The sequence below is a fragment of the Bradyrhizobium sp. Bra64 genome, assembly GCF_024519875.1.
GTDB classification, from domain to species: domain Bacteria; phylum Pseudomonadota; class Alphaproteobacteria; order Rhizobiales; family Xanthobacteraceae; genus Bradyrhizobium; species Bradyrhizobium japonicum_G.
Genome location: NZ_JALJRD010000001.1, coordinates 350,956 through 377,124, shown reverse-complemented (window position 1 = coordinate 377,124; position 26,169 = coordinate 350,956). Strand labels below are relative to the sequence as shown.

At 63.5% G+C, this 26,169-nt stretch carries 14 protein-coding genes; 3 read left to right on the top strand and 11 right to left on the bottom strand.

Annotation, left to right across the window (positions count from 1 at the left end):
• Position 1: 1 nt before the first annotated feature.
• The 3 genes from NR187_RS01730 to NR187_RS01720 form a co-directional block, all read right to left on the bottom strand.
• Positions 2–904 (bottom strand): ABC transporter permease, encoded by a 903-nt coding sequence (locus tag NR187_RS01730; RefSeq protein WP_211381945.1) that lies wholly within the window; start codon positions 902–904, stop codon positions 2–4.
• Between the two features lie 210 nt (positions 905–1,114).
• Positions 1,115–2,068, bottom strand: a complete 954-nt coding sequence (locus NR187_RS01725; protein ID WP_211381944.1) for an ABC transporter permease — start codon at positions 2,066–2,068, stop codon at positions 1,115–1,117.
• A gap of 190 nt (positions 2,069–2,258) precedes the next feature.
• Positions 2,259–3,914 carry an ABC transporter substrate-binding protein gene (locus tag NR187_RS01720; RefSeq protein WP_256805581.1) on the bottom strand — a complete coding sequence of 552 codons (1,656 nt, stop codon included), beginning with the start codon at positions 3,912–3,914 and terminating at the stop codon, positions 2,259–2,261.
• A 213-nt stretch (positions 3,915–4,127) separates the two neighbouring features.
• Here NR187_RS01720 and NR187_RS01715 point away from each other — a divergent pair, with 213 nt between their 5' ends.
• On the top strand, positions 4,128–5,723 hold the full coding sequence (locus NR187_RS01715) for an ABC transporter substrate-binding protein (RefSeq protein ID WP_256805580.1): 1,596 nt from the start codon (positions 4,128–4,130) through the stop codon (positions 5,721–5,723).
• 177 nt (positions 5,724–5,900) lie between these two features.
• On the opposite strand, the gene NR187_RS01710 is transcribed toward NR187_RS01715, so the two are convergent.
• Together NR187_RS01710 and NR187_RS01705 are read right to left on the bottom strand one after the other, a co-directional pair.
• On the bottom strand, positions 5,901–8,132 hold the full coding sequence (locus NR187_RS01710) for a CHASE2 domain-containing protein (protein WP_211381941.1): 2,232 nt from the start codon (positions 8,130–8,132) through the stop codon (positions 5,901–5,903).
• 124 nt (positions 8,133–8,256) lie between these two features.
• The gene (locus NR187_RS01705; RefSeq protein ID WP_372702962.1) at positions 8,257–16,305 is read right to left on the bottom strand and encodes a FecR domain-containing protein; all 8,049 of its coding nucleotides are present in this window, start codon (positions 16,303–16,305) and stop codon (positions 8,257–8,259) included.
• Positions 16,306–17,041: 736 nt separating this feature from the next.
• Here NR187_RS01705 and NR187_RS01700 point away from each other — a divergent pair.
• A complete protein-coding gene (locus NR187_RS01700) occupies positions 17,042–17,773 on the top strand; it encodes a transglutaminase-like cysteine peptidase (protein ID WP_211381940.1) in 732 nt (243 codons plus the stop codon).
• Positions 17,774–17,904: 131 nt separating this feature from the next.
• Positions 17,905–19,029, top strand: a complete 1,125-nt coding sequence (locus NR187_RS01695) for a hypothetical protein (RefSeq protein WP_306235213.1) — start codon at positions 17,905–17,907, stop codon at positions 19,027–19,029.
• 171 nt (positions 19,030–19,200) lie between these two features.
• Here NR187_RS01695 and NR187_RS01690 read toward each other — a convergent pair whose 3' ends face one another.
• From NR187_RS01690 to NR187_RS01665, 6 genes are all read right to left on the bottom strand, one after another.
• On the bottom strand, positions 19,201–20,400 hold the full coding sequence (locus NR187_RS01690) for an ABC transporter substrate-binding protein (RefSeq protein WP_211381939.1): 1,200 nt from the start codon (positions 20,398–20,400) through the stop codon (positions 19,201–19,203).
• 141 nt (positions 20,401–20,541) lie between these two features.
• Positions 20,542–22,380, bottom strand: a complete 1,839-nt coding sequence (locus tag NR187_RS01685; protein WP_211381938.1) for a long-chain fatty acid--CoA ligase — start codon at positions 22,378–22,380, stop codon at positions 20,542–20,544.
• 94 nt (positions 22,381–22,474) lie between these two features.
• Entirely contained in the window at positions 22,475–23,263 is a 789-nt protein-coding gene (locus tag NR187_RS01680) for an ABC transporter ATP-binding protein (protein WP_211382420.1), read from the bottom strand.
• A 4-nt stretch (positions 23,264–23,267) separates the two neighbouring features.
• Positions 23,268–24,026 carry an ABC transporter ATP-binding protein gene (locus tag NR187_RS01675; RefSeq protein ID WP_211381937.1) on the bottom strand — a complete coding sequence of 253 codons (759 nt, stop codon included), beginning with the start codon at positions 24,024–24,026 and terminating at the stop codon, positions 23,268–23,270.
• Positions 24,023–25,174, bottom strand: coding sequence for a branched-chain amino acid ABC transporter permease (locus NR187_RS01670; protein ID WP_256805577.1), 1,152 nt, complete (start codon positions 25,172–25,174; stop codon positions 24,023–24,025). Before NR187_RS01670 ends, NR187_RS01675 begins: the two co-directional genes overlap by 4 nt.
• 5 nt (positions 25,175–25,179) lie before the next feature.
• Complete coding sequence (locus NR187_RS01665) at positions 25,180–26,055, bottom strand: branched-chain amino acid ABC transporter permease (RefSeq protein WP_211381935.1); 876 nt, start codon at positions 26,053–26,055, stop codon at positions 25,180–25,182.
• Positions 26,056–26,169: the final 114 nt, after the last annotated feature.

The following is a 26,169-nucleotide window of genomic DNA, read 5'->3' as shown; positions in this document are numbered from 1 at the left end:
GCTAGTTCCTGATGTCCATGGCGCTGCGCAGGCCGTCCGAGAGCAGGTTGAAGCAGATCGAGACCGCAAAGATCATCGCGCCCGGAAGCGCTGCGACCCACGGATTGACGTAGATCGCGGTCCGCAGCGTGTTGAGCATCAGGCCCCATTCCGGCTCCGGCGGCTTGGTGCCGAGGCCGAGGAAGGAGAGACCGGCGGCCAGGATCATCGAGACCGAGATCAGGCTGGTGGCATAGACGAAGATCGCGCCCAGCACGTTGCCGAGGATGTGCACGCGCATGATGGTGAAGGGTCCCGCGCCGGAGGCCCGCGCAGCCTCGACGAAATCCATGTTGCGCACGCCGGTGGTGACACTTTCCGCGACGCGCGTGATCTGCGGCACGAACACGACGGTCAACGACACGATGGAGTTGAGGATACCCGCTCCCAGCGCGCCGGAGATCGCGATCGCGAGCAGCACCGAGGGGAACGCGTAGAACACATCGATCGTGCGCATGATCGCGGTGTTGAGCTTGCCGCCGACGTAACCTGCGACGAGTCCGAGCGAGGTGCCGATGCCGAAGGCGAGGATCACCGGCAGGATGCCGATGAGGAGCGACAGCCGTCCGCCATAGATCAGGCGCGCCAGCATGTCGCGGCCGAGCTCGTCGGTGCCGAGCGGATAGCCGACCGTTCCGATGTGGCGGAGGCGGCGGATCATCGAGCCCTTGTAGGGGTCCTCCAGCCCGAGCCAGGGCGCGATCACCGCGGACAGGAAGATCAGCAGCAGCACCATCGCGCAAACCATGCTGACCTTGTCGCGCCGGATGCGGCGGCCGACGGTCGCCCAATAGCCGCGCGCCTTGGTCGCGGGCGCGGCCTGCAGCGCGGCATCGCTGGTGGCAGACAACGGAAGCTCGCTCATCGGCTAGCTCCCAATGGACGTTGGTTCGATAGGTGCATGCCAAGGATGCAGTGCACCTCGCCCGCTTGCGGGAGAGGTCGGCGCGCTGCGCCGGGTGAGGGTTCTCTCCTCTGGGGGATACTCGATTGAGGAGACACCCTCTCCCCAACCCTCCCCGCGCAAGCGGGGGAGGGAGCGCACTTTTTGTGTGGCTACGGCTGGGCTCATTGGCTAGCCCCGCTTGATGCGCGGATCGATCGCGGCTTGCGCGATGTCGACCAGCAGATTGAGGAAGACGAAGAACAGCGCCAGCACCAGGATCGTGCCCTGGAGCAGTGGCAGGTCGCGCTGGAAGATTGCCGAATTGAGCAGGAAGCCCGAGCCCGGCCAGGAGAACACGGTTTCGATCAGGATCGAACCGCCGAGCATGTAGCCCAGCTGAAGTCCCATCACCGCGAGCGCCGTCGGCGCGGCGTTCTTGATGACGTGGCGGAACACGCCGGTTTCGTGCAAGCCTTTTGCACGCAACGCCTCGACGAAATCCTGGCTGAGAATATCGCCAGTCAGCGCGCGCACCGTGCGGGTGACGATGCCCATCGGGATCACCGAGGTCGTGATCGCCGGGAGCACGAGGTATTTCAGGTGCGCCCAGTCCCAGGCCCAGGAGTTTGAGCCGTTGGGCCCGGCGCCGACCGCGGGCAGCCAGTTCAGCTGGACCGAGAAGATGATGACCAGCACCATGCCGAGCCAGTAATGCGGCACCGACACGCCGGCGATCGCAAAGGAGGTCGCGAGCTTGTCGATCCAGGTCTCGCGAAAATAGCCGGCGATCAGGCCGAGCAGGATGCCCATCGTGAAGCCGATGATGGCGGCGGCAATCGCGAGCGTCACGGTATTGCTGACCGCGCGCATGACCTCGGCGAGCACAGGGCGGCCCGTGGCGATGGAATTGCCGAGATCGCCATGAAGGGCACGGAGCAGCCAAAGCCCGAACTGCACCGGCAGCGGCCGGTCGAAACCATAGGCGGTGCGAAGCTGCGCCGCGAGTTCCTGCGAGGCATCGGCCGGCAGCACCGCGACCAGCGGATCGCCCGGCGTGATGTGCACGAGCAGAAAGCACACCAGCGCCACGCTGATGACGATCGGTATGACGTAGACGATGCGTCTGGCGATATAGGCGAGCACGGATTAACCTGACGTGATGTCGCACGATTGGGTGCGCGGGCTTGAGTAAGGGACGCGAGATGCGAGAGTTCCCTCCCCCCTTGTGGGGGAGGGTTAGGGAGAGGGGTGGCGACACGGGGACCGCCCGTGTGGCCCCCCTTCCCCAACCCCTCCCCACGAGGGGGAGGGGAGCCCCACCAGCGTGCTCACCTCACTGCATCGACACCAGCGAGAAGTCGATGAACCAGCTCTTCGGCTGCACCACGCCCGTGACCTTCGGGCTGATGGCGCGGGGGCCGACGTCGTGGGCGACGTAGAGGAAGGCTGCGTCATCGACGGAGGCCGCGTGCAGCTCGGCGAGAGCCGCGTCGCGCGCGGCGGGATCGAAGGTCTGCCGCGCCTTCTTCACCAGCTCGTCGAATTTGGGGTTGTTGATGAAGCCCCAATTGTTCGAGACCGGCGGCGCCATGCCGGACTGAAGGAAGCGCACCAGCGCGAAGAACGGGTCCATCGCCGCATAGGTGACGTTGGTCGCGTTCGAGCCGTTGGCGCTGGGGTCCTTGGCGCCGCGGCGCCAGTTGGTGAACAGCGTATTCCACTCGATGACGTCGAGCTGCACGTCGAAATAGCACTCGGCGAGCGCCTGCTGCAGATACTCGTTCATCGGCAGAGGCTGCATCTGGCCGGAGCCGGAGGCGGAAGTCTGCACCTTCACCGTCAGCTTCTTGTTCGGACCGAAGCCAGCCTCCTGCATCAGCTTTTGCGCGGCCGCCTTGTCATATTTGATCTCGAAGGTCGGCTTGCCGCGCCAGGGATGGCCGGGCTCGAACGTGCCGGTCGCGGGCACCATCAGGCCGGCGAGCAGGCCGTCCTTGAGGCCTTCGCGATCGACGCAGAGATTGGCCGCCTTGCGGACCCGGATGTCGTTCCAGGGCGAGCCTTCCACGCGCGAGAACTGCCACGGCCAGACATGCGGCTGCTCGTTGGCATAGAGCTTGAAGCCGCGCTGCTTGAGCTCGGGCAGCGCGTCGGGCGCGGGCGCTTCGACCCAATCGACCTGGCCCGAAAGCAACGCCGCGGTACGCGCGTTGGCTTCCGGCATCGGCAAGAGCACCATCTTGTCGATCTTGGGCAGGCGCGCCTTGTCCCAATAGCTCGCGTTCTTGACGAGCTCGAGCCGCTCACGCGGGGTGAAGCTCGCCATCTTCCACGGGCCGGTGCCCGCGGCGTCCTTTGCGAACGCGGTCCAGGCGGCCTGCGACTTCGCCTTGGCGTCGGCGCCTTCCGCCTTGTCGTAAAAATGCTGCCACTTCGCCGGGCTCGCCATGAAGAGGTTGGTGAGGTTGATTGGCAGGAAGCTGTCTGGCTCCTTGGTGGTGAGCTCGACGGTCATGTCGTCGATCTTCTTCGCGGACGCCAGCGTCGGCATGCGCGAGGCCGTGACGCCGACCTGGCTGGCGTCGAATTGCGGCGCGTCCTGCTTCAGCACCTTCTCGACGTTCCACACCACGGCATCGGCATTGAACGGCGAGCCGTCGTGAAAGGTGACGCCGGGGCGCAGCTTGAAAGTCCATTTGGTCTTGTCGGCATCGTCGACCTTCCACTCGGTCGCGAGCCCGGGGATCACCACGCTCGGCTTGTCGGCAGAAGACAGGTCCCAGCCGGTCAGCGCGTCATACATGGTGAGGCCGGTGAAGCGGTTGCCCTCAAAACCCTGATCGGGTTGGCCCAGCGTGCGCGGAATATCAGCAGCGGTCATGCCGATGCGCAGCACGGTGTCGGCATTGGCCACGCGCGGCCATGCGGCAGCACTCGTCAGAGCCAGCGCCGCAATCAACGCCGCGCGTGTGGTCTTCTTGATAAGCATCGACTCAATCCTTTTCCGGCCTACGATGATTAATTTTGATGCAATCGTATGCAATGGCTGTGCCAATGGGGAAACTTATTCTGCGAATTGCCCCTGCGACGACAAGTCCTTGTGATCAAGCGCAGGCAAAAGTACCGCGCTGCCTATTCTGGCATCAAGATTGCAAGTTTGGCTCCAACTTCTCCCTCGAATTTTCCCTCGGAGCTTTGGGCCATGCGTATCCGACTGACGATCTGTCTCGCCGTGCTTGCGCTGGCGGCTTCCGCAATCTCGGCGCGCGCCGAAACGGTGGTGCGCTACGGCATCTCGATGGCGGACATTCCGCTGACGACGGGCCAGCCTGATCGCGGCGCCGGCGCCTATCAGTTCACGGCCTACACGATCTACGATCCGCTCGTCGCCTGGGAGATGGACGTATCCGATCGGCCCGGCAAGCTGGTGCCGGGACTCGCGACCGAATGGAAGGTGGACGAGGCCGACAAGACCAAATGGCGCTTCGCTCTTCGTAAAGGCGTGAAGTTTCACGACGGCAGCGAATTCAACGCCGACGCTGTGATCTGGAATCTCGACAAGGTGCTCAACGACAAGGCGCCGCAATTCGACAAGCGGCAGAGCGCGCAGGTGAAGACCCGCCTGCCCTCGGTCGCGAGCTACGCCAAGATCGACGACTTCACGGTGGAGATCACCACCAAGACGGTCGATTCCTTCTTTCCCTATCAGATGCTGTGGTTCCTGGTGTCGAGTCCCGCGCAATACGAGAAGCTCGGCAAGGACTGGGACAAGTTCGCGAGCCAGCCTTCCGGCACCGGCCCGTTCAAATTGACCAAGCTGGTGCCGCGCGAGCTTGCGGAGCTGACCAAGAATCCGGACTACTGGAACAAGAAGCGCATTCCGAAGGTCGACAAGCTGGTGCTGGTGCCGATGCCGGAAGCGCTGACGCGCACCAACGCGCTGCTCGCCGGACAAGTGGACCTGATCGAGACGCCGGCGCCGGACGCCGTGCCGCAGCTCAAGGCCGCCGGCATGAAGATCGTCGACAACGTCACGCCGCATGTCTGGAACTATCACCTCAGCGTGCTGCCGGGCTCGCCCTGGACCGACATCCGCCTGCGCAAGGCGCTGAACCTCGCGATCGATCGCGAGGCGGTGGTCGGCCTGATGAACGGTCTGGCCAAGCCCGCCAAGGGCCAGGTCGATCCGTCCAGCCCGTGGTTCGGCAAGCCGAGCTTCGAGCTGAAATATGATCTGGCTGCGGCCAAGAAGCTGGTCGAGGAGGCCGGCTATTCGAAGGCCAAGCCACTGAAGACGACCTTCATCATCGCGCAGGGCGGCACCGGCCAGATGCTGTCGCTGCCGATGAACGAATTCCTGCAGCAGAGCTTCAAGGAGATCGGCATCGACATCGACTTCAAGGTGGTCGAGCTCGAGACGCTCTATACGCATTGGCGCAAGGGCGCGGCCGACGAGATGAACGCCGGCATCACCGCCAACAACATCGCCTATGTCACCTCCGACCCGCTCTACGCCATCGTCCGCTTCTTCGCCTCCGACCAGATCGCGCCTGTCGGCGTCAACTGGGGCGGCTACAAGAACCCGAAGGTCGACGCGCTGATCAACGAGGCCAAGCAGACCTTCGACACTGCCAAGCAGGACGATCTGATCGCGCAGGCACACGCGCTGATCGTGGACGATGCCGCGCTGGTGTGGGTCGTCCACGACACCAACCCGCATGCGCTGTCACCCAAGATCAAGCAGTTCGTCCAGGCGCAGCACTGGTTCCAGGACCTGACCACGATCGGGGTGGAGTGAGGGGGCACGCAACCCTCTGCCGTCGTCCTGGCGAAAGCCAGGACCTATTTCCCCAGGGAGTAGTTGCGGCGACAAGCTATTGACCACCGGCCTTCGCAAAACAACGGTCGGTGGTAATGGGTCTGGCTTTCGCCAGGACGACACCGGGTGTGTGGCTGCCATCCAGCCACACATTCCCTACTTCGTCAGCAGCGCATATGCCCCGGTCCACCCCTCCGCCGGCGGATTGACCTGGAATTCCTTGATGCGCACTTCGTAAAGCTTGAACAGCTTTTCCAGCGTGTCGGCATCCTCGCTCTTGCGGCCGCGCTCGATGGCGTCCAGCGCGCCTTGCCAGTCGCGGCCGCGGTAGCAGCCGAGCATCTCGATGGTGACGTTGCGCAGGCGCTGGAAGGCGCCTGAAAGCATCACGTCCTCGCGGCCGGCGATGGCGTAGATCACTTCCGGCTCGGTCTTGCCCTTGACCATGATGAAGTCGAGTTCGAGGATCGCGAACTTGTCCTTGGCGGCAAGCGCGGTCCTGGAGCCGACGATGATGGGAAAGCCGTATTCCTTGGACTGCCCCTCCAGGCGCGAGGCCAGGTTCACGCTGTCGCCGAGCACCGAATAGTTCTTCTTCAGGTCGGAGCCCATGTTGCCGACCACGCCGATGCCGGTGTTGAGGCCGATGCCGACGTTGAGCGGGATGTAGACGTGGCCGCCGTCGGAGGCTTCCTGCTCGCGCTCCTTGTTGACCGCGTCGATCCGCTCCAGCATCCGGATCGCGGCTTCGCAGGCGTTGACCTCGTGCTCCTTGTCGTCGAGTGGCGCGTTCCAGAACGCCATGATGGCGTCGCCCATGTACTTGTCGATATAGCCCTTCTGATCGATGATCACGTCGGTCAGCGGCGTCAGGAAGCGGTTCATGAGCGCAATCAGCCCTTGCGGGTCGTGCTTGTAGGTTTCCGATATGGTGGTGAAGCCGCGCACGTCGGAGAACATGATCGTCATCTCGCGTTCCTCGCCGCCGAGCACGAGCTTTTCCGGCGACTGCGCGAGTTGCTCGACCAGAACCGGCGACATGTACTGTGCGAACATGCCACGGATCTGCACGCGCTGGCGTTGCTCGCGCACGAAGCTCGCGAAGATCAGCGTCAGATAGATCGCCGTGGTCGACAGCAGCGGATAGGTGAAGTCGATGAGGTAGCGGTACTGCGCGTAGAAGAACCAGGACACGCCGACCAGGATGACTGCAAACGCCGCACCCGCGAGCACCAGCCGCACGGGCCCAAGGTTCGGTGTGAAAATGATGACGAGCAGGCCGATGACGAGGGCGGCGAGCAGCTCGACGCCGAGTGCGTAGTTCGGCTGCGAAATCACCGCGCCGCTCAGCACGCTTTCCAGCACCTGGGCGTGGATCTCGACACCAGGCATGGCCCGCGACACCGGCGTGGTCTTGATGTCGTTGAGCCCGACGGCAGAGGTGCCGATCAGCACCAGCTTGCCGGCGATCTTGTTCGGCGGCACGGTGTTGTCGAGCACGTCGGCCGCCGAGACATAGATCGAGGGGTCCTGGGGGGCGTAATGCACCCAGATCTGGCCGTTCTTGTCGGTCGGAATCTCGACGCCCTTGAGGCGCACGGCCCGCACGCCGGTCTTGTCGGTGCGAACCAGCAGTGTCGGCGTGCCCGTTACGACGCGCAGGATCTCGAGGCTGAGCGAGGGCATGATGTTGCCCTGGGCTCGCATCACCATCGGCACGCGGCGGATCAGGCCGTCGCGCTCGGTCCTGATCGTGAACAGGCCGCGGCCGGCCGCGACCTTCTCGATGACGGGGACGTTGCGTAGCAGGCCAGGAAATTCAAACAGAAAGCGCTCGGCGCCCTCCTCGCCGACCGTCGCGACACCGGTGAACGGCAGCGTCTTGTCGAGCTCGGACGAGATCGCCGGCTGCCCGGTCTCGCCCAGCACCACGCGCGAGCGCTTGATCGCTTCGGAGAGTATCTGATCGTTGCTCGGCAATTCGCGCAGCTTGGCGCGGGTGGCGTCGTCGAGATAACGCATCTGGCCCGCCACCAGATCTGGATTCAGCCGGTCGGCCTCCGAGAATACCACGTCGAAGCCGATCGCCACCGCGCCTTGAGCCGTGAGGTTAAGGATCAGGTCGGCGATCCGCGTGCGTGGCCACGGCCACTGACCGAGCTTGGCGAGGCTCTTGTCGTCAATGTCGACGATGACGACCGGCCGCGCCGCCTTGTGGCGCGGATCGATCAATTGAAACATGTCGAAGGTGCGCAGCCGCAATTCCTGGATCGGCGGCGGATCCCATAGGCGAGCGCCGGCAAACACGACCAGCAGCGCCAGGCACATCAGCCGCGCAAAACCGAGCTTCCGCGCAAACCACCGCCGGAGGATCTTTAGACGTTTCATATCGCCCGAATTTCCCGCAGCCCGCCTTCGTCCGATGTTCGGGCGACAATACGCAATCAGCTATGTCTTTGATACCGGAATCCGCCGCAGACGAGGCGCCGCAGCCGAACCGGGGGCATGGCCGTCAGGCATGGTTCGCGACGATGAAATCGCTGGCGTGCAGGCTGCTCGCCACAAGATTCTTCACGCGGATCGACTGGTGATCGTCGAGCGTGACCAGAGTGTCGGCTCCCTGTTGCGTGATGCCGAGATCGCTGAAGGACTGGATGCCGGCAAACTTCTGCAGGTCGATCTTGTCCTGGCCCAGCTCGAAATCGAGGATCGTGCTCTGAACCGGAAGCGTCGAATTCGTGAAGGTAAACTGGTCCTGCCCGTCGGTCCCGACGAGGGTTGGTCCCGTGGGTGGATCGACGACCAGCGTGCCGCCATTGCCGTCGCTGGCGAAATCGAAGCTGTCGATGTTGTAGTTCCCGGCAAACTTGAGGATCGCGGTATCGGTCCCGTCGCTCAGCGTCAGCACGCCGCCCAGATGGTCGGCGTTCTCGGTGTAGGTCACCCCGGTCAGGCTCGAGAAGCCGATGTCCTTGAGGTCGAGGAGATCCGAATTGGCGAGGGTACCGTCACCGGCAAAGCCGTTGATGACGCCGGTGAAGTCGGCGGCGTGGTCGATCGCGAAGGTGCCGGTGGTTCCGGTTCCGTTGACGAAGATCACGTCCTCGGCGGAAGCTTCGCTGAGGTTCAGCACCGAACCGGTCTCGATCGTCATGGGTGAATCGGCAAGCGGATCGTAGACGGTGGTGCCGCCATGACCGTCGCTCTCAAGGTGCCAATTCAGGTCCCTGCCGAGGAACGACAGGGTGATGGTGGTCGCGCCGTTGTAGAAGTCGACGGTCGTGATGTTGGTGGCCTGATCGTACTGTGCCTGCGCCGACATCGAGGACGTCCAGGCGAGGTCCTTCATGTCGATCTCGTTACCGGACGAGAGCGGAGCCCCGGCCGGCGAGCCCGAGATGAGCCCGTGGAAATCCCTGGAGTGGTCCAGGATCAGCGTGCCCAGACCGTTGTCGTAATAGACGACGATTCCCGAGAACGATCCGTCGACCAGCGTCCCCGAAACAGACCCCTCGATCTCGACGACGGCCTTGTTGGAGATCTCGATCGCCCCGGTGCCGCTGACGTCGCCCTTGATGTCGATGTTCGAAACGTCGTTTCCGGAGAACGGGCCGGCCTCGATCAGACCATTGTCGACGACGTCACCGTTCACCGTGAACACGGTGCCGGGCTCGGTCTTCAGCGTCACGCCCGAGGCAACGGTGAGATCTTCGATCGTGACGCTGGTCGTGCTGTCGACGGTATAGGTCCCAGGCGCGTCGAGCTTGACGTCGTAATTGGCCGCAGGCACGCCCAGGCTCCAGTTCGACGCGTCATTCCAGGTGCCGCCCGTAGCATCGGTCCAGTGATCGGTCGGAATCAGCTCGACGTTCGTGCCGCCGCTTCCGTCGCTGCTGGTGACGAAGCGGACGTCGCTGTAGTCGCCGAGGAGGTGCAGCGTGATCGTATGCCCATGGGTGTCGCTCACGGCGAGATCGCCGGTCGAAACGTCGTAGGTCGCCGTTGTCCCGCTATCATACGTGATGGTCGACAGGTCGAGCTTGTCGGTCGCGGCGAAGCCGGCGATCGACCCGCCAAAACTCGTGGTGTCGATCTGGAGCTCGGCACCGCCGCCTTCGAAGGTCACGGTCTGCGACACCGTGGCGTTGACCTCGAGGGTCGCATTGGCCTCGATCTTGACCGAGCCTGCGCCGGACAGCGAACCGAACAGCGTCAGCGTTCCGGTGTGGACCTCGATGCTGCCGGTGTTGGTGATGGTGCCGGAGATCGACGCCGTGCCCCAGCTGTCGATGTCGTGGGAATTGGCGATGCTCAGGCCGGAGCCGGAAACCGAGGCGCCATTGAGGAGATCGATCTCGCCGGCGTTACCGATCGAGGACAGATTGCCGAACACGCTGCTGCCGGAGACGGTCCAGATACCGCCCGACTTGTTGTTGAACGTGGCGGTGGCGACTGAGATATTGCCGTTGATGTGGCCGTCATTGTTGATCGTGATAGCGCCGCCGGTCTCGACAATGGCGTAGGTCATGGCGGTCACGGTCGAGGCGACGGCGGGTCCGATCGTTCCGGTGGCGGAATTGTCGATCAGCGCGGAGCCGCCGGCCGTGTTCTCCTGGATATAGATCGCGGCGTGGGCGGTCGGCGCCACGATCGATCCGGTATTGATGATGTGGGTCGAGCCGGCCGCGCCGGCCTCGTTCTGCGTGACGCTGATGCCGGCCAGGCTCGTGCTGGTGATGCTGCCATGATTGACGATGGTGACGTCGCCATTACCGGTGGCAACGGCGGCGAGACCGACCGCGCCGGTGGCGGAGCCATCGTTGGTGACGCTGACGTTGCCGCCGCCGTGATCGAAGGCGCCGATCGCGGTGCCCGTGGCGGCGGTGATCGAGGACGTCGCGCCGGTCGTGACCGTGATATCGCCGGCGCCCCAGGTGAACGCCTCGATGCCGTAGCCGGCGTCAGCGACGATCGTCGCGTCACTCGTGACGATGACGTCGCCATTGACTGCGTTGGAGAAGGCGCTGGTGCCGCCCGGCTTATAGCCGGCGATGATCCCGCCCGGAATGGAGGTGTCGGAGTTCGCGGTCGGGCCGGAATGGATCGTGCCATGCGCCACGACGGAAATCGTGCTGTCGACGTCGGCGGCAATCGCGGTCGCATAATTGACAGCCACGATGCCCGAGCTGCCCGAAATGATGCTGTCGCCGTTTGCGAGGGTGACACTGATGTCGCCCGCATCGATGCTGTAGGCGAGGATGCCGTAGCTGGTGGTGCCCGTCACCGACGCACCGGCACCGAGCGTCACGCTGACGTCGCCGGCGCCGCCGCCGAGCGCCTGCGCCCTGATGCCTTCCTCGGCACCGACGATCATGGTGCCCGCTGCATCGTTCACCGTGACGTCGCCATTCCCGTAATTATATGCGTGAATGCCGTAACCCGCCGCGGCGGTGATGTTCGCGTGGTTGTTGACGACGACCGAGCCGTTCACGCCGGTGTTGGCGTTGCTGCCGGTGGCGGCACCGTTGTAGCCGGCCTGGATGCCGGCGGGCGCATTGCCGCTCTGGTTCTGGCTGCTGCCGGAGTTGATCGTACCGTAGGCGTTGATGGTGATGGTGCTGCCGGACGCTGCGCCGAGGGACGTCGCCCGATTGACTGCAACGATGCCGGAGCTGCCCGACGTGATGACGCTGCCGGCCTCGGTCGTGACCGCCTCGCTGCCCGAGCCGTAGCTGCGGACCCGAATGCCGTAGATCGCGCTGCCCGTGATGATGCCGCCGGCGTCGATGGTGATGTCGCCATCACCCTGGGTGACCGCGTCGATGCCGTATGCGCCGCCAATGGCGCCGCCGGTTGCCGTCAGCGAAATGTCGCCGGCGCCGTTCTGGGTGACGACAATGCCGCTCGCCGCGCCCGTCAACTTACCGGTGAGTGCGAGCATGATATCGGCCGGTGCGACATTCGTGCCGCCCGACGCGGTGAAGTCGAGCGCGTCGCCGCTCGATGTCGTGATATCGGCCGCGCCCTTGATTGTGAACGTGCCGGCTGTCGTCGACTGGCCGGCGATGGTGCCGGTGAAGCTCTGGCCCGCGGCCTTGTCGAGCTGGAGGGTATCAGCGCCGCCGGCGAAGGTAATGGTCTGGGCCGTCGCCCCCGCGAGCTCCAGCGTCGCGCCGTCGTCGATGGTCACCGAGCCGACGCCGCTGAGGCCGCCGGAAAGGTTGAGCGTTCCGGCCTGGACCTCGATGGCGCCGGTGTTGGTGACCGCGGCCGAGATCGTGTTGAGACCGGAGACCCCGTAGAGATTGCCGGCGTTGGTCAGAGACCCGCCATTGATCGAGGTGACACCGGACAGATACAGCTTCGACGTCGCGTCGACCGTGACCGTTCCGCCGCCATTGGTGATCGTGACATCGGTCAGCTTCAGGACGCCGTGGTCGATCGCCTTGATCTCGGCCGTATTCACGATCAGGTCGCCGGAGACGTCGAGTTCGCCGTTGCTCACCCGGATCAGAGCGTAATTTGTGATGGTGTGCAGCGTCACCGGATCGATCGTCAGCGTGCCGCCGGTGACAGTGATCGTGCCGGTGTTGGTGATGTCGGCGTCGTTGATCGCGCTCGTGCCGGTCGATTCCAGCGTGCCCGCGATCGTCAACGTGCCGCCGTCGATGACTGCACCGACGAGATCGAGCGTCGAGCCGGCCCCGACCGAAACCGCGCCGGTGCCGTTGGTCACCGTCATCGAGATCAGCTTCAGCGTGCCGCCATTGATCGCGGCCAGCGTGCCGGTGTTGGTGACGGCCTCATGGTCGATGTCGAGTTCGGCGCCATTGGCCTGAAGCGTGCCGGCGTTGGCGATGGTGGCCGAAATGACGGTGGCAAGCGTCAGCAGGCCGCCGACCGCTTCAATCAGGCCGTTGTTGATGATGGCAGCATCGGTGATCGTGGTCGCCCCGGACGAATCCAGCGTGCCGGAGATCGTGAGCCCACCGCCGGTCAAGCCCACATCCGACAGCGTCAGCTTCTTGCTCGTATCGACCTTGACTGCACCATGATTGGCGATCGCACTCCCTGCAACGGTCGCATCATCGAGCGTCAGCGTGACACCGTTTTCGACCGTGACGGCGCCCTTGTTCAGGGTCGCATTGCCGTCGATCTTGCTGTTCCCGGTGACGTCGATCGCACCGCCGACCGAGCCGCTGAAATTGTTGATGGTGCCGCCGGTGATCTCGGTTCCGGACAGCGTCAGCGTCTGGCCATCGTCGACCGTGACGGTGTGGCCGGTATTGGTCAGGACATCGTTGAGCAGCGTCGCCGCGCCGGCGATCTCCAGCGTGCCGTTGTTGCTGATCGGGCCGCCCTGGATCTTGGCGCCGTCCTTGAGCTTGACGGTGTTGTTCAGCTCGATGCTGGAATTGTCGGTGATCGTCGAGCCCGACACCGTGACGCCGTCCAGCGTCAGCTTGGCGTCCGCCGTGACGATGCTCGTGCTCAGCGTCGCGCCGCCGTCGATCTTGCTGGCGCCGGTGACATCGATGGTGCCGCTGCCGTTGACGGCGCCGCCGCTGATCGTGGCATGATCCAGCATCAGCGCGGCACTACCGTCAACGATGACAGTGCCGCTCGAATTGTCGACGGTCGAGCCCTGGTCGATCGTCAGTGCACCGTTGGCCAGCACTTCGATGGTGCCGGCATTGGTGACGGTTTCGCCATCCAGCGCATTGCCGGTGCCGCTGACATTGAACGTGGTGTTGTTCTTCAGGATACCGCCGCTCAGCACGGCGTTGCCCGTCAGGTCGATCTCGCCGTTGACTGTGACAGTCCCGGCACCGCTGATCGTTGCGCCGTTCACCGTCAGCTTGCCGGTGGCATCGACGGTGACGTTGCCGGCATTGGTGACGCCGGAGCCCTGGTCGATGATCAGCCAACCATTCGCCAACACCTTGATCGTTCCGCTTGGCGTGTTGGCGACGGTCTCGTGGGCGAATTCCGCCGTGTCCTTGACGTTGACCGTGCCGGAATTGTTCAGCGTGCCGTTCTCGATCAGGCTGCTGCCTTCGAGCTCCAGCGTGCCCAGAATGGTGACGGTGCCACCATCGACCGTCGTGCCATCGACGATCAGCGTCGCGCCGGCATCGGTCTTCAGCGTGCCGCCGGCATTGTGGATCGTGGCCAACGTCTTCAGCGTGCCGCCAAATAGTTCGAGCGTGCCCGAATTGGTGATCGTGGTGCCGACGGCGAAATCGCCGCCGGCTTTGAGCGTCAGGTATCCGGCATTGCTGAGTACGCTGGTGTCCAGGATCTCGGCCAGGCCGCCGACCGACATCGTGCCAGTCGCGGCGTTCGTGAAGATCGAGTCCGCACTCATGTCGAGCGAGCCCGCGATGGTCAGCGAGCTCTGGTTGATCAGCTGCGGCGGTGGACCGCCAAAATCATTCATCGTGACCGACTTGGCATAGGCTGCCGCATCGATCGTGGCCGGAAAAGACGGCGTCAGGCCGTGCAATTGATCGGTGATGACGATGACGTCGTCGTCGATGGTCGGAACGGTGCCGGTTGCCCAGTTTGCCGCATCTTTCCAGAAGCCTCCGGAGGGAGCCTCGGGTTTCTCCGTTGCGATCCACACCACGGCAGGCGCATCGGTGCCCGTGATCGTGACGGTGATGGTCTGCTGCGAGGTGGCGCCTTGCAAATCCGTCAGCGTCACGGTGTAGATCAGCGTCAGCACCTCGCCCCTCGGAATGAAGTCGGCAAGGTAGACGGGAAGGTCGGCCAGAGACCAGTTGATGGTGCCGGTGCCGTCCCCGGTGCTGTCGGCACCGGCTGCGATCGCGACCGACATCGCGTTCTGGAACGCTGCAAGCGGACCCGGCGGAACAGTCGTGCCATCGGGCAGGGTCGCACTGGTCAGCGCCACCGACACCGTATGCTTGTCGGTGAGATCGACGTCGTCGAAGCTCAGCGTGCCCGTCGTCGGCACCTCGCTGCTGAGCGGGCCACCCGGCACGCTGGTGCCGCCCTCGAAGGTGATGGTCGGAACGCTGGTGGTAATCACCGGCTTGTCGTTGGTGCCGGTGATGGTGATGGTGATGTCGATGAACGACGTTTCGGGGTTGACCGAGAAATTGTTGTTGATGCTGACCTTGTAGGTCAGCGTCAGGGTTTCGCCGGCCGCGAGGAAGTCGAAGACGTGGTCCGGAATTGTGTAGGTCCAGACCGCCGAACCATTGTTGCTGTTGCCACCGTCGGCGGCGACGTTGATCTGGATCTGCGTCGCCGCAATGTCCTGCTTCTGAAGCGCAGAGAGCGTGCCGGTGACATCCTGCTGGCCGGCGCTCTTGTAGACGTAGTTCGGCGCACCGGCGAGATCCACGCTCACCGTCGGCCGATCGCCCAGGTTTTGATCGATGAAGGTGATTCGGCCGGAGACCGTGTCGGAATCCACGGTGTCGCCGGTCTTGTCCGCGCGCTCGGTCAGCGCAAACGCCGACGTCACATTGCCGTTGGCATCGAGACTTCGGGAAAGGGGCGGGCCGGGAACACGGGTGCTGGTCGACGGATCATGGCCGGGGCCCTGCGATCCCGGCTGATTCAGATTCGTGAAGGTCGCGGTCGCGGTGGCACCGGTGTCCGTCTTGATCACGACGATGTTGCCGGTCTGGGTGATCGAATCGGTGAAGTTCGTGGTCAGCTTGGTATTGCTGTTGTTGTCGGTGAACTTCAGTGTGAACACGTCCGTGATCAGCTTCTGAATGTCCGGCGACATCAGCGCGTTGGAGATCGAGACGTTGCCGCCGCTGATCTGGATCATCTGGCCGGCCTGATTGACCGTCGCGATCGGCAGCAGCGTGACCTTGTCGAACAGGATGTAGGAGCCGGTGGTGCCGTTCGGCTCGACCAGAACCTGGAAGCTCGCCTGCGGCTGCGGATCGCCGCCGCCGGCGGGAACGACGAAATTGATCTGGCTCAGCACGGCCGTGCCGCGGATGCCCATGGTGGCGACCGGCGTGTCGACCTTCATGTCGCCGTGCTTGGCTGTCTCGCCGGCAACGAAGGTGATGGTGCCTGCGACCAGGCTGAGCAGCGAGGAGTTGTTCGACCCGTTGGGGTCGTAGACCATCTCGTTCAGCACCATCCGCGCATTGGAGGACAGGCCGAACACGGTGCCGTCGATGAAGGTGATGCCAAGCGTCGAATCCGCACCGGTCGAGACCACATCGCCCTTCTCGACATTGTCGCCGTTGTTCAGGATGACCGAGACGCCGTTGCGGATAGCCGTGGCGCTGCCGGCGAGCTTGGTGACGTGGCCGATGACCTGCGCGGCGGCGATGCCCGACGCGGCTTGCGCATATTGGACGTGGCCGGTGAGCGCGTTGACGATGTCGCCGGTGAGATGGGCGCCATCGGGCGATGAGATCGCCGCGCGCTTGTCGCCCCTGAAATAATCGTGAACGACGAACTCGTGACCCTCATGCGACAGCACCAGATCGGCGCCGGCGCGCTTGAACTCACCGTGAAAGATCAGGTTGGGATCGGGAACGACGAACGCGCCTTCCGGCACATGCCCATGAGCCTTGGCAATGAAGGAATCGACATGGCCATCGGCGGGCGAGCGGGAACCCAGGCCGTCCAAGGAAATCGCGGCGTCAAATTTGCCAGCGTAATTCAACCGGGCACCAAAAAAAGGGTTAAAATTTAAGTAAGTATCGTTCGCCTAAACTTGCATATCATTACCAAGTCCTTAGCGAAACCATCTATTGCTTGTGTGATTTCGCATCACCAAGCGGTCGTTGCTCCCAAGCGGCAGGGCACCCGCAGAGAAGTCAAAGTAATTTTTGAAATAATGAAAAGTAAAGCGGGACTTATTCTCGCTCATTTCAAGTCACCCCATGTGTTCTATTGTAGAAATTCTACAATAGATACTTTTGTCATCTTTTTTTCGCGGTTCCCCGCAGGATCTTGCGCCAAATACGGAGCTAGATCTGTGATCCAACTAACAGAACCCGTGAAATGGCGGGTCGTTAGCCATACGGCACGGAACCAAGTTCCCTGCAACTTTTGCCTGCAATTGGTGCGAATTCGCGGCAGCCGTGCCCTCTTAGCCCCCGATAGCCCCCGAATCGTAAAACTTTACGCAATTCGAGCAGGCCCGTTTCAGCCTGTCCCCCGGTTTTGGGACCGCAGCCGGGCGCGTTAAGCAGAACAAAACGGCCCGTCTCGCACTATCTCCGCGAAAGCAACAAAGCCCGGCACGCACAGGTCGAGGGGGACCTGACGAAGCCGGAAGGGGATGTCAGATGGAGACCGCTGCTCGCTCGCGCGCCTGGCGCGCAATCCTTGTCCTGTGCGGATTGATCCTACTCGGATCGGCCGCCGAACTTCGCGCCGGCACGCTGCTGTCGCCGGGGGCCGGCATCCTCGTGCGCAAATCCGCCGAGCCGTTCGGCGTGTTCGCCTTCGCCATCTCCGGCGGCGGCCTGCAACAGAAATGGCTCGCGCTGAAATCCAAGCTGGACGACGACATGGTGCAGCTCGCACTGTGCGACGGCGACCGGGACAATTGTGCTTCGCCCGCCGCACTGAAACTGCTCGCCATCGTCGACCAGGCCCGCAGCCGTGACGGCCGCGCCCGGCTCGGCGAAACCAATCGCGCCATCAACCTCGCCATCCGGGCAGCCAATGACGGTGCCGAGGATGTCTGGAGTTCGCCGCTCGCGACCCTCGAGCGCGGCGCCGGCGACTGCGAGGACTATGCCATTGCCAAGCTCGCCGCGTTGCGGCTCGCGGGCGTTGCCAGCGATGACCTCCGCATCGTCGTGGTGCGTGACACCCGCGCCGGGGAAGAGCATGCGGTTGTCGCCGCACGGCTCGAGGGCCACTGGCTGATGCTCGACAACCGCCGCATGGCAATGGTCGAGGACGACGCCGCACGGAGCTACCAGCCGCTGTTCGTGCTCTTCCAGTCGGCCGTGATGAAATATGTCGACGAGCCGGTGCGGATATCGCTGGTCGCCGACGAGGCACGCTGATTGATCTGGTAGCCTGGATGGAGCACAGCGAATCCAGGCTGCAGGCCCGTGCCGACCACCCACCACAAACCCATTTCGCCGCGCGATCCGGAACTGCTAGCATGGCCGCGGCCATACTGGGGGCGACGGGAATGCGGTTCATCGTGCTGTCTGTGCTTGCGCTGCTGGCCTTGCCGGCAGCACCAGGCCTCGCGCAATCCGGCCCATCCGACCGCTCCGTCGCCGACAGGCTGCCGCTATTCGCCCAGAACAACTGCCAGCAGATCCGCGACCCCGGCAATCAATTGTTCTGCGGTGATCCCGAGCTTGCCGCTGCGGCCGAGAAGCTGAACTCGGGAATCGAGGCGCGGCTTGGCCGCCTGCCCGATCGCTTGCCGGCGATCGAGGAAAACGCGATCTGGGTTCGCCAGCGCAACCTCGGTTGCGGCATCGTCGGCCAGACCGCGATCCGCACCGGCGATTTCGACCGGGTGAAGGCATGTCTACTCAAGGTGACCGAGGAGCGCGCCGCGATCGTGCGCGATCCGGATTTCGACTGTCTCGCGGCCAACACCGCCGCGGGCGCGGTGATTTGTGCGGACCCGTCGCTGGCGCTTGCCGAGACCGAGTTGAACGGCCAGGTGCTCGGTTTGATCGGCAAACTCGATTCGACCGCGTCGCGCTTTGCCTTTGCCGAATATGGCCGGTGGACGCGGGAGCGCGATCGCAAATGCAATCTTGTCGGCAAGGAGAACGTCCCGCTCGGAGAGCTCGAATCCGCTGAGGACTGTCTCGCCGCCTATCTGAAGCACAAGACCGACGAAATCGGCGCGGCGAAAGGCGATCCCAAGAAGGTGTTTGGCCGGCAGGTCGCAGCCCGCTCGCCCGACACAGACGCCGTCGACTTCTGCGCCGCGCGAATCCATGCGGCCAATTCCTGTGGCAATTTCCTCCGCATCACCCGCGTCTACGCCATCGACAGCCATGTGACCGAGCAGGAGGCGCAGGTCACGGGCGAGATCGAAATGGCGGTGCTGGCGCCGTTCGCCACCTGCAGCAGGGTCGCGACCATCTGCACGGGCACTTGCTGGGACGCCGGAACGGGTCGTCCGCAGCCGGGAGCCGGCAACAAGGAGCGCTCCGCAGACGCCTTCAACGTCACGCGCCGCCTCAGGATCCAGCGAACCTTCGCCTTCGTGAAAGCCGCCGACGGCTGGCGATGCCGGGAGGACGCGCTGGCCCCGGTGAGCTCGGGCACTGCGGGCGGGGGCTCGTAGGTGTTTTCTTCCCTTCTCTCCTCGTGGAAGAAGGTGACGCGAAGCGCCGGATGAGAGGTCCTCTCCACTCGCAGGACCGTTCGTGGGGATAGAGACCCTCCCCCGGCTTCGCTGACACGATGCCACCCTCTTCCACAAGGGGAGAGGGTGCACCATCGTTGCGGCGAGAGATCAGAACATCAGATTGTCCTTCACCAGCACCCAGCGGCCGCCCTTGACCTGTTGCACCTGGGTGATGGTGCTGGCGAGATGGTCGGTCTTGGAGAACTTCGTCGGAGGCGAGTTGAAGATGTCGACGAACTTGTCCCCGGATTCCAGCGCGTCGAGCATCTTCTGACCGGTCAGATCCTTGCCGGCCTTCTGCGCGTAGAAAGCGAAGGTCATGACCGCGTTGTAGCCGATGATGGCCTGGGTGTTGGCGTCCGTGCCGAACATCTTCTTGTAGGTGGCGAGCCAGTCCTTGACCTTGCCCTTGGCCGTGTCCTCGTAGGGGATCTCGAAGAGGGCGGCGGCGTAGAGGCCTTCCACGGCTTCCTTGCCGAGCATGGGCACCTCCATCACATTGGTGGGCGTGGCGCCGAGGAAGGTAACCTCCCAGCCGAGCTTCTTGGCCTCGGTCATGGCGCCGATGGGCTCACGGAGGATCGCGCCGAGCACGACGAGGTCGCAGCTGTCGGACTTCATCTTGGCGATCTGCGCGCTGAAGTCGGAGGCGCCACGCTTGTAGCTCGTGATCGAGGCCGGCTGCACCTTCATGGCGGTGAGCTGCTGGCTGAAGCCGTCGAGCACGTTTTTGCCGTACTCGTCATCCTGGTACATGATGCACGGCTTCTGGAATTTCTTCCACTCCATCATGTATTTCAGCGCCGCGCGTGTGCTCTCGACATAGGGCAGCAGGTTATTGAACTTCAGCCGCTCCTGCGGTTTGGCCGGATCGAACTTGAAGGTGAACTCGGCCGCCGTCAGCGGGAAGAGCTGAAGCACCCCCGCATCGAGCAGGATATCCTGCGCGGCGAGCACGGTCGGCGATCCCATTGCTCCCACCATCGCGAAGATCTTGTCGCGCTCGATCAGTTTCTGCGAAGCCAGCACGGCCTTCTTCGGATCGTAGCCGCTATCCTCGACGACCAGCCGAATCTTGCGGCCGTTGACGCCGCCCGCCGCGTTGACCTCCTCGACCGCCATCTTCATGCCGTTGGAGACCGGCACGCCCCAGCCCTTGATCGGGCCCGACAGATCCTGATGGGTGCCGATGACGATCTCGGATCCCGAGATGCCTTCGTTGGTGACCTTGGTTTGCGCCGCGGCCGGCAGACTGGTGAGCGCCATCGCGCCCACCGCAAGGCCGAACGCTCTCATCGATCTCGACATTGACGTCTCCTCTCCTTGGGGCCCGTATTATGCGAAGGGCGGGGGCCATCACTCCTTCGCTGTCTTCAGACGAACATCCCTTTGTTTCCGCGCATGCCTCTTGTCGGAAAAACTTCCCACTCTTCCAGGAGCATGCGCACGTCACGCCACCGCGCGCTCGCGATACATCGCGTCGATCTCGGCGGCATAGCGCTTGTTCACGAAGCCGCGCTTCAGCTTCATGGTCGGCGTCAGTTCCTCGTCCTCCGGGGTGAGCTGGCGTTCGATCAGGAAAAACCTCTTGATGGTCTCGACGCGGGCGAAATTGGTGTTGACCCCTTCGATCTCGCGCCAGATCAGGTCCTGGATCTCCGACGCGCGGCACAGGCTGGCATAATTGGTGAAGGGGATGTCGTGGTCCTGGGCGAACTTCTCGACATTCTCCTGGTCGATCATCACGAGGCAGGTGAGGTACGGCCGCTTGTCGCCGACCACCACGGCGTCCGAGATGTAGGGCGAGAATTTCAACTGGTTCTCGATCTCGGACGGCGTGATGTTCTTGCCGCCGGAGGTGATGATGATGTCCTTCATCCGGTCCGTGATGCGGACGAACCCTTCATTGTCGATGGTGCCGACGTCGCCGGTATGCAGCCAGCCGCGCTGATCGATGGCCTCCGCGGTCTTCTCGGGCTGGTTCAGATAGCCCATGAACAGGAAGTCGCCCTTGATCAGGATCTCGCCCTCGGGCGACAGCGCGACCTCGCCCCAGGGCACCGCCGTGCCGACCGAACCGAGCTTGATCCGCTTCGACGGCATCATGGTCGCGACACCGCAATTCTCGGTCTGGCCATAGAGCTCGTGGATGTCGATGCCGAGCGCGAGGTACCAGCGAATCAGCTCCGGTGCGATCGGCGCTGCGCCGGTGAAGGCAATGCGGCAGCGATCGAGTCCGATCATGCGGCGGATGTTGCGGAATGCGACCTGATAAGCCAGGCCGTTAGCGATACGGAGCGACAGCGGCGGCGCTTTACCCTCGATCTTGCAATCGACCATGCGATTGCCGATTTCGATCGCGCGGCGGTAGACCCATTGCTGGAACGGCGTTGCATCCTTCAGCGCGATGGTGATGGCGGAATAGAATTTTTCCCAGATGCGCGGCACCGCGAGGAAGACGGTCGGCTGCACCTCGCGAAGATTGTCCGGCACGGTCTCCGGGCTCTCGGCAAAATTCATCACCGAGCCGAGCGCGACCGAAATGTAGTAGCCGCCGATGCGCTCGGCGACGTGGCAGAGCGGCAGGAAGATCAGCCGGTCATCGTTCTCTCGCGCCGGGATGAAGTCGTTGGCGTGCCGCATCTGATGGGTGACGCTGAGGTTGGCGTGCATCGCGCCCTTGGGCGGACCCGTGGTGCCAGAGGTGTAGACGAGCACAGCGAGATCGCCGGCGCTGCGACTGTCGATCATCTCCTGCCACAGCGCCTCGCGGTCGACCATGTGATTGCGGCCGAGCGCGCGAAACTCGTCGAGCGACATCACCATGTGGTCGGAGAAGCCGCTGAGGCCCTCCATGTCGAACACGATGATCCTTTGCAGGGAGGGACAGCGCGCGCGGCACGCCAGAATCTTGTCCAGCTGCTCCTCGTCCTCGGCAAAGATCACTTTCGTCCGGGAGTCGTTGACGAGATATTCGACCTGGGTCGATGCATCGGTCGGATAGATGCCCGTCGAGACGCCGCCGGCGCACAGGATGCCCATGTCGACGTGGACCCATTCGGGCACGGCGTTGGCGATGATCGAGGCAACGTCGCCGGGCACAAAGCCGCAGGCGTGAAGCGCGTAGGCGATCTCCTTCGAGATCTCCAGCCATTCGCGCCAGCTCGTCGGTTGCCAGATGCCGAATTTCTTCTCGCGGATCGCGGGCCTGTCGCCCCGCGTTTCAGCGGCGCGCAAAAAGCTCTTCGCGATCGTGTCAGCGACCGTCAGCACCGCCGGTCGATCCATCCGCGTTCCCTCCTCGTCGCTTCCCTCTCCACTGCCTGCCTTGCCGGCGGTCTATTGTTGCGGACGGGCAATCCCGTTTAGCGCCAGTTCTTCCTCAACGCCACGTCTTCTTCTTTTTCCAGCGCCGCTCGCCTCGCGCGCCCGCTTCCTTGGCGCCAAGGTAGAACTCCTGGATGTCCTGGGAATGCATCAAGCGGTCGCAGCTATCGTTCATCACGATGCGGCCGATCTCCAGCACATAGCCGTAATGCGCGGTCTCCAGCGCCACCTTGGCATTCTGCTCGACCAGCAGGATCGACATGCCCTGCTCCTCGTTGACGCGGCGGATGATGGTGAATATCTCCTTCACCAGGATCGGCGATAGCCCGAGCGAGGGCTCGTCGAGCAGCAGCAGCGTCGGCCGGTTCATCAGCGCGCGCCCGATCGCGAGCATCTGCTGCTCGCCGCCGGAGAGCTGTCCGGCCGGCTGGTTGATCCGCTCCTTCAGCCGTGGGAAGTAGCCATAGACGCGCTCGATGTCTTCCGCAACGCCATCGCGATCCCTACGCGGATAGGCCCCCATCATCAGGTTCTCGCGCACGGAGAGGAACGGGAACACCTCGCGACCTTCCGGTACGTGGCTGAGGCCGAGCCGCACGATGCGGTCAGCCTCCATGCGCTGGATCGGCCTGCCCATGAACTCGATCGCGCCCTTCTGCGGATCGAGAATGCCGGAGATGGTCTTCAGCACCGTGGTCTTGCCGGCGCCGTTGGCTCCGAGCAGCGTCACGATCCGGCCGCGCGGCACCTCCAGCGAGATGCCGCGGATCGCCATGATCGGCCCGTAATAGCTCTCGATGTTGGAGAGCTTCAGGATGATATCCGGTGTCACCGCGGCATCCATCACCTCAAGCTCCCAGATACGCGGCGACAACGTCGGGATGGTGCTGCACCTCGGCAGGCGACCCCATGGTCAGCACCCGGCCGTAGTTCAGCGCGATGACGCGATCGGAGACGCGGTTGACCAGCGACATGTCATGCTCGACCATGAGCACGGTGACGCCGAGCTCGTTCTTCAGGTCGCGGATCCAGAACGACATGTCGTCGGTCTCCTCGACGTTGAGCCCGGAGGACGGCTCGTCGAGCAGGATCAGCTTCGGCTCCGAGCAGAGCGCGCGCGCGAGCTCGATCACCTTGCGCACGCCGTAGGGCAGACCCGAAATCAGCTTGTCGCGATAGGGCTCGAGATCGAGGAACTCGATGACCTGCTCGACACGACGGCGATGCACCTTCTCATTGGCGCGCACGCTCGGCAGGAACAGCAGCTCCTGCCAGAGCTGCGTGGTCGAATGGCGGTGGCGCCCGACCAGGAGGTTGGAGAGCACGGTGGCATTCTCGAACAGCTCGATGTTCTGGAAGGTGCGCGCGATGCCGAGCCTGGCGATGTCGTAGGGCGGCTCTTCGGTGATGTCCTGGTCCTCGAAGAAGATGCGGCCCGAGGTCGGCCGGTAGATCCGCGAGATCAGGTTGAAGATCGAGCTCTTGCCCGCGCCGTTGGGACCGATGATCGAGAGGATCTCGCCCTTCTCGACCGCGAAGGATACCGCATCGACGGCCTTCAGGCCGCCGAAATGCAGCGACAAATTCTCGGCGCGGAAATAGCTCATCGGTTCCGCTCCGATTTCACGTAGATCTTCTGCCGCTTGAAGGTGGCGCGCTTGTAGAGCGGGAATAGCTGGAAGAAGAGCTTGATCTTGAGCCAGCGGCCGTAGAGCCCGAGCGGCTCGAACAGCACGAACAGCACGATGATAATGCCGTAGATCGCGCCCTTCAGTCCGTTAAGCGAAGCGAAGGCCGCGACCTTGGACTGCACATTCGCGGCACTCTGTGTGCCGGCGCCGAACGTCGCGGCGACGCCGGCGATGATGCCGGGCATGTCGTCCTTCAGATAGGTCAGGAACGGATCGATCATCACGATGAAGATCGCGCCGAGCACCGCGCCGTGCAGGCTGAAGGTGCCGCCGATCAGGATCACGATGATGAACTCGATCGAAAGCTGCAGCGTGAACATCTCCGGCGAGATGAAGGAGAGCTTGTGCGCGAACAGCACGCCGGCAAAGCCGGTGATCGCCGCCGAGATCGCAAACGACTTTACCTTGTAGAGCGCGACATTGACGCCCATGCTGCGCGCCGCGGTCTCGCTGTCGCGGATGGCGACGAAGGCGCGGCCCGTGGGCGAGCGCAGCAGATTGAGCGTGCCGACGATGGTCAAAACCAGCACGGCGAGGCAAAGGAAATAGAAGGTCGGACTGTCGCGCGAGACTGTGACCCCCAGCAACGACACCGCCTTGACCCGCATACCCTCATTGCCGTTGGTGACGCTTTCCCAGCGCGCCAGGATTTCTTCGACGATCAGGGCAAAGGAGATGGTAGCGATGACGAGGTAGATGCCGGTCAAGCGCAGCGCCGGGAAGCCGACCATCGCGCCGATCAACCCGGTCAGGACACCTGCGGCAAGGAAATAGATTGGGAACGGCACATTGTATTTCTGCAAATAGGCCGCCGTGTAGGCGCCGATCGCCAGAAACGCGGCATGCCCGAGCGAGGCCTGCCCGGTAAAGCCCGTCAAGATCAGCAGCGCCACGCCGACGGTCGCATAGATGCAGACGAAGACGAGCTGGCTCATCACATAGCTGGAGAGCACGTAGGGCGCTATCAGCAGCACGGCCAGCAACAGGCCATAGGAGACGAAATAGCCCGAATGCGGAAACAGCCTGATGTCGTCCTCATAGTCCGTCTTGAACAGGAAGCGCATGGCGTTCAGACCTTCTTGCGAACGTGAAGGCCGAACAGGCCTTCGGGCTTGAGCAAGAGCACGGCGAGCAGCACGATGTAGGGCGCGACGTCCTTCCAGCCCTCCGCCAGATAGAAGCCGGCCATGCTCTCGATCACCCCGATCAGCACGCCGCCGACGACGGCGCCGGGGATCGAGCCGAAGCCGCCGAGCACGGCCGCCGGGAACGCCTTCAGGCCAAGCGCCAGACCGACATTGGAGTGGATGAAGGTGATCGGCGCCAGCAGCACGCCGGCGCAGGTCGCGACCGCCGCGCTGATCGCCCAGACGATCGACACCACGCGCTTGACCGGAATGCCCATGTAATAGGCCGCCAGCATGTTCTCGGAGCTGGCGCGCATCGCGGTGCCGAGCGTGGTCTTGTTGAAGAACAGCCACAGCAACGTGCAGAGGATGACCGTCGCCGCGATCACCGAAAGCTTGTCGTGGGCGAGCACCAGCGAACCGACGCGCAGCACGCCCTGGCTGAACGGGGTCTCGATCTTGAGATCGTCGGTGCCCCAGATCATGCCGGCGATCGAGCGCAGGAAGTAGCCGAGGCCGATCGTGGCCATGATGATGGAGAATTGCGGATAGCCAAGGATCGGCCGCACCACCACGCGTTCCGCCACCATGCCGAACAGCGCCATCGCGGCCACCGCACCGGCAAAGCCGACCCAGTAGTTCAGCCCCATCATGCCGATGAAGGTGAAGGCGAAGAAGCCGCCCAGCATCATCAGATCGCCCTGGGCGAAATTGACGACCTCGGTGGCCTTGTAGACGAGCACGAAGCCGAGCGCGATCAGGCCGTAGACGCAGCCGAGCGCAACACCGCTGACCAGCTGCTGAACGAAATCCAGCATCGCCGCGCATCCTCCCGATACAACCGGCGGTTCTTCCTGACCGCCTTGCCGCATCTTGTGTCCAGTCGCTACGCAGTCGTTTGCTGCGTTAGCGCCATTCGTCCCTTCGCCAAT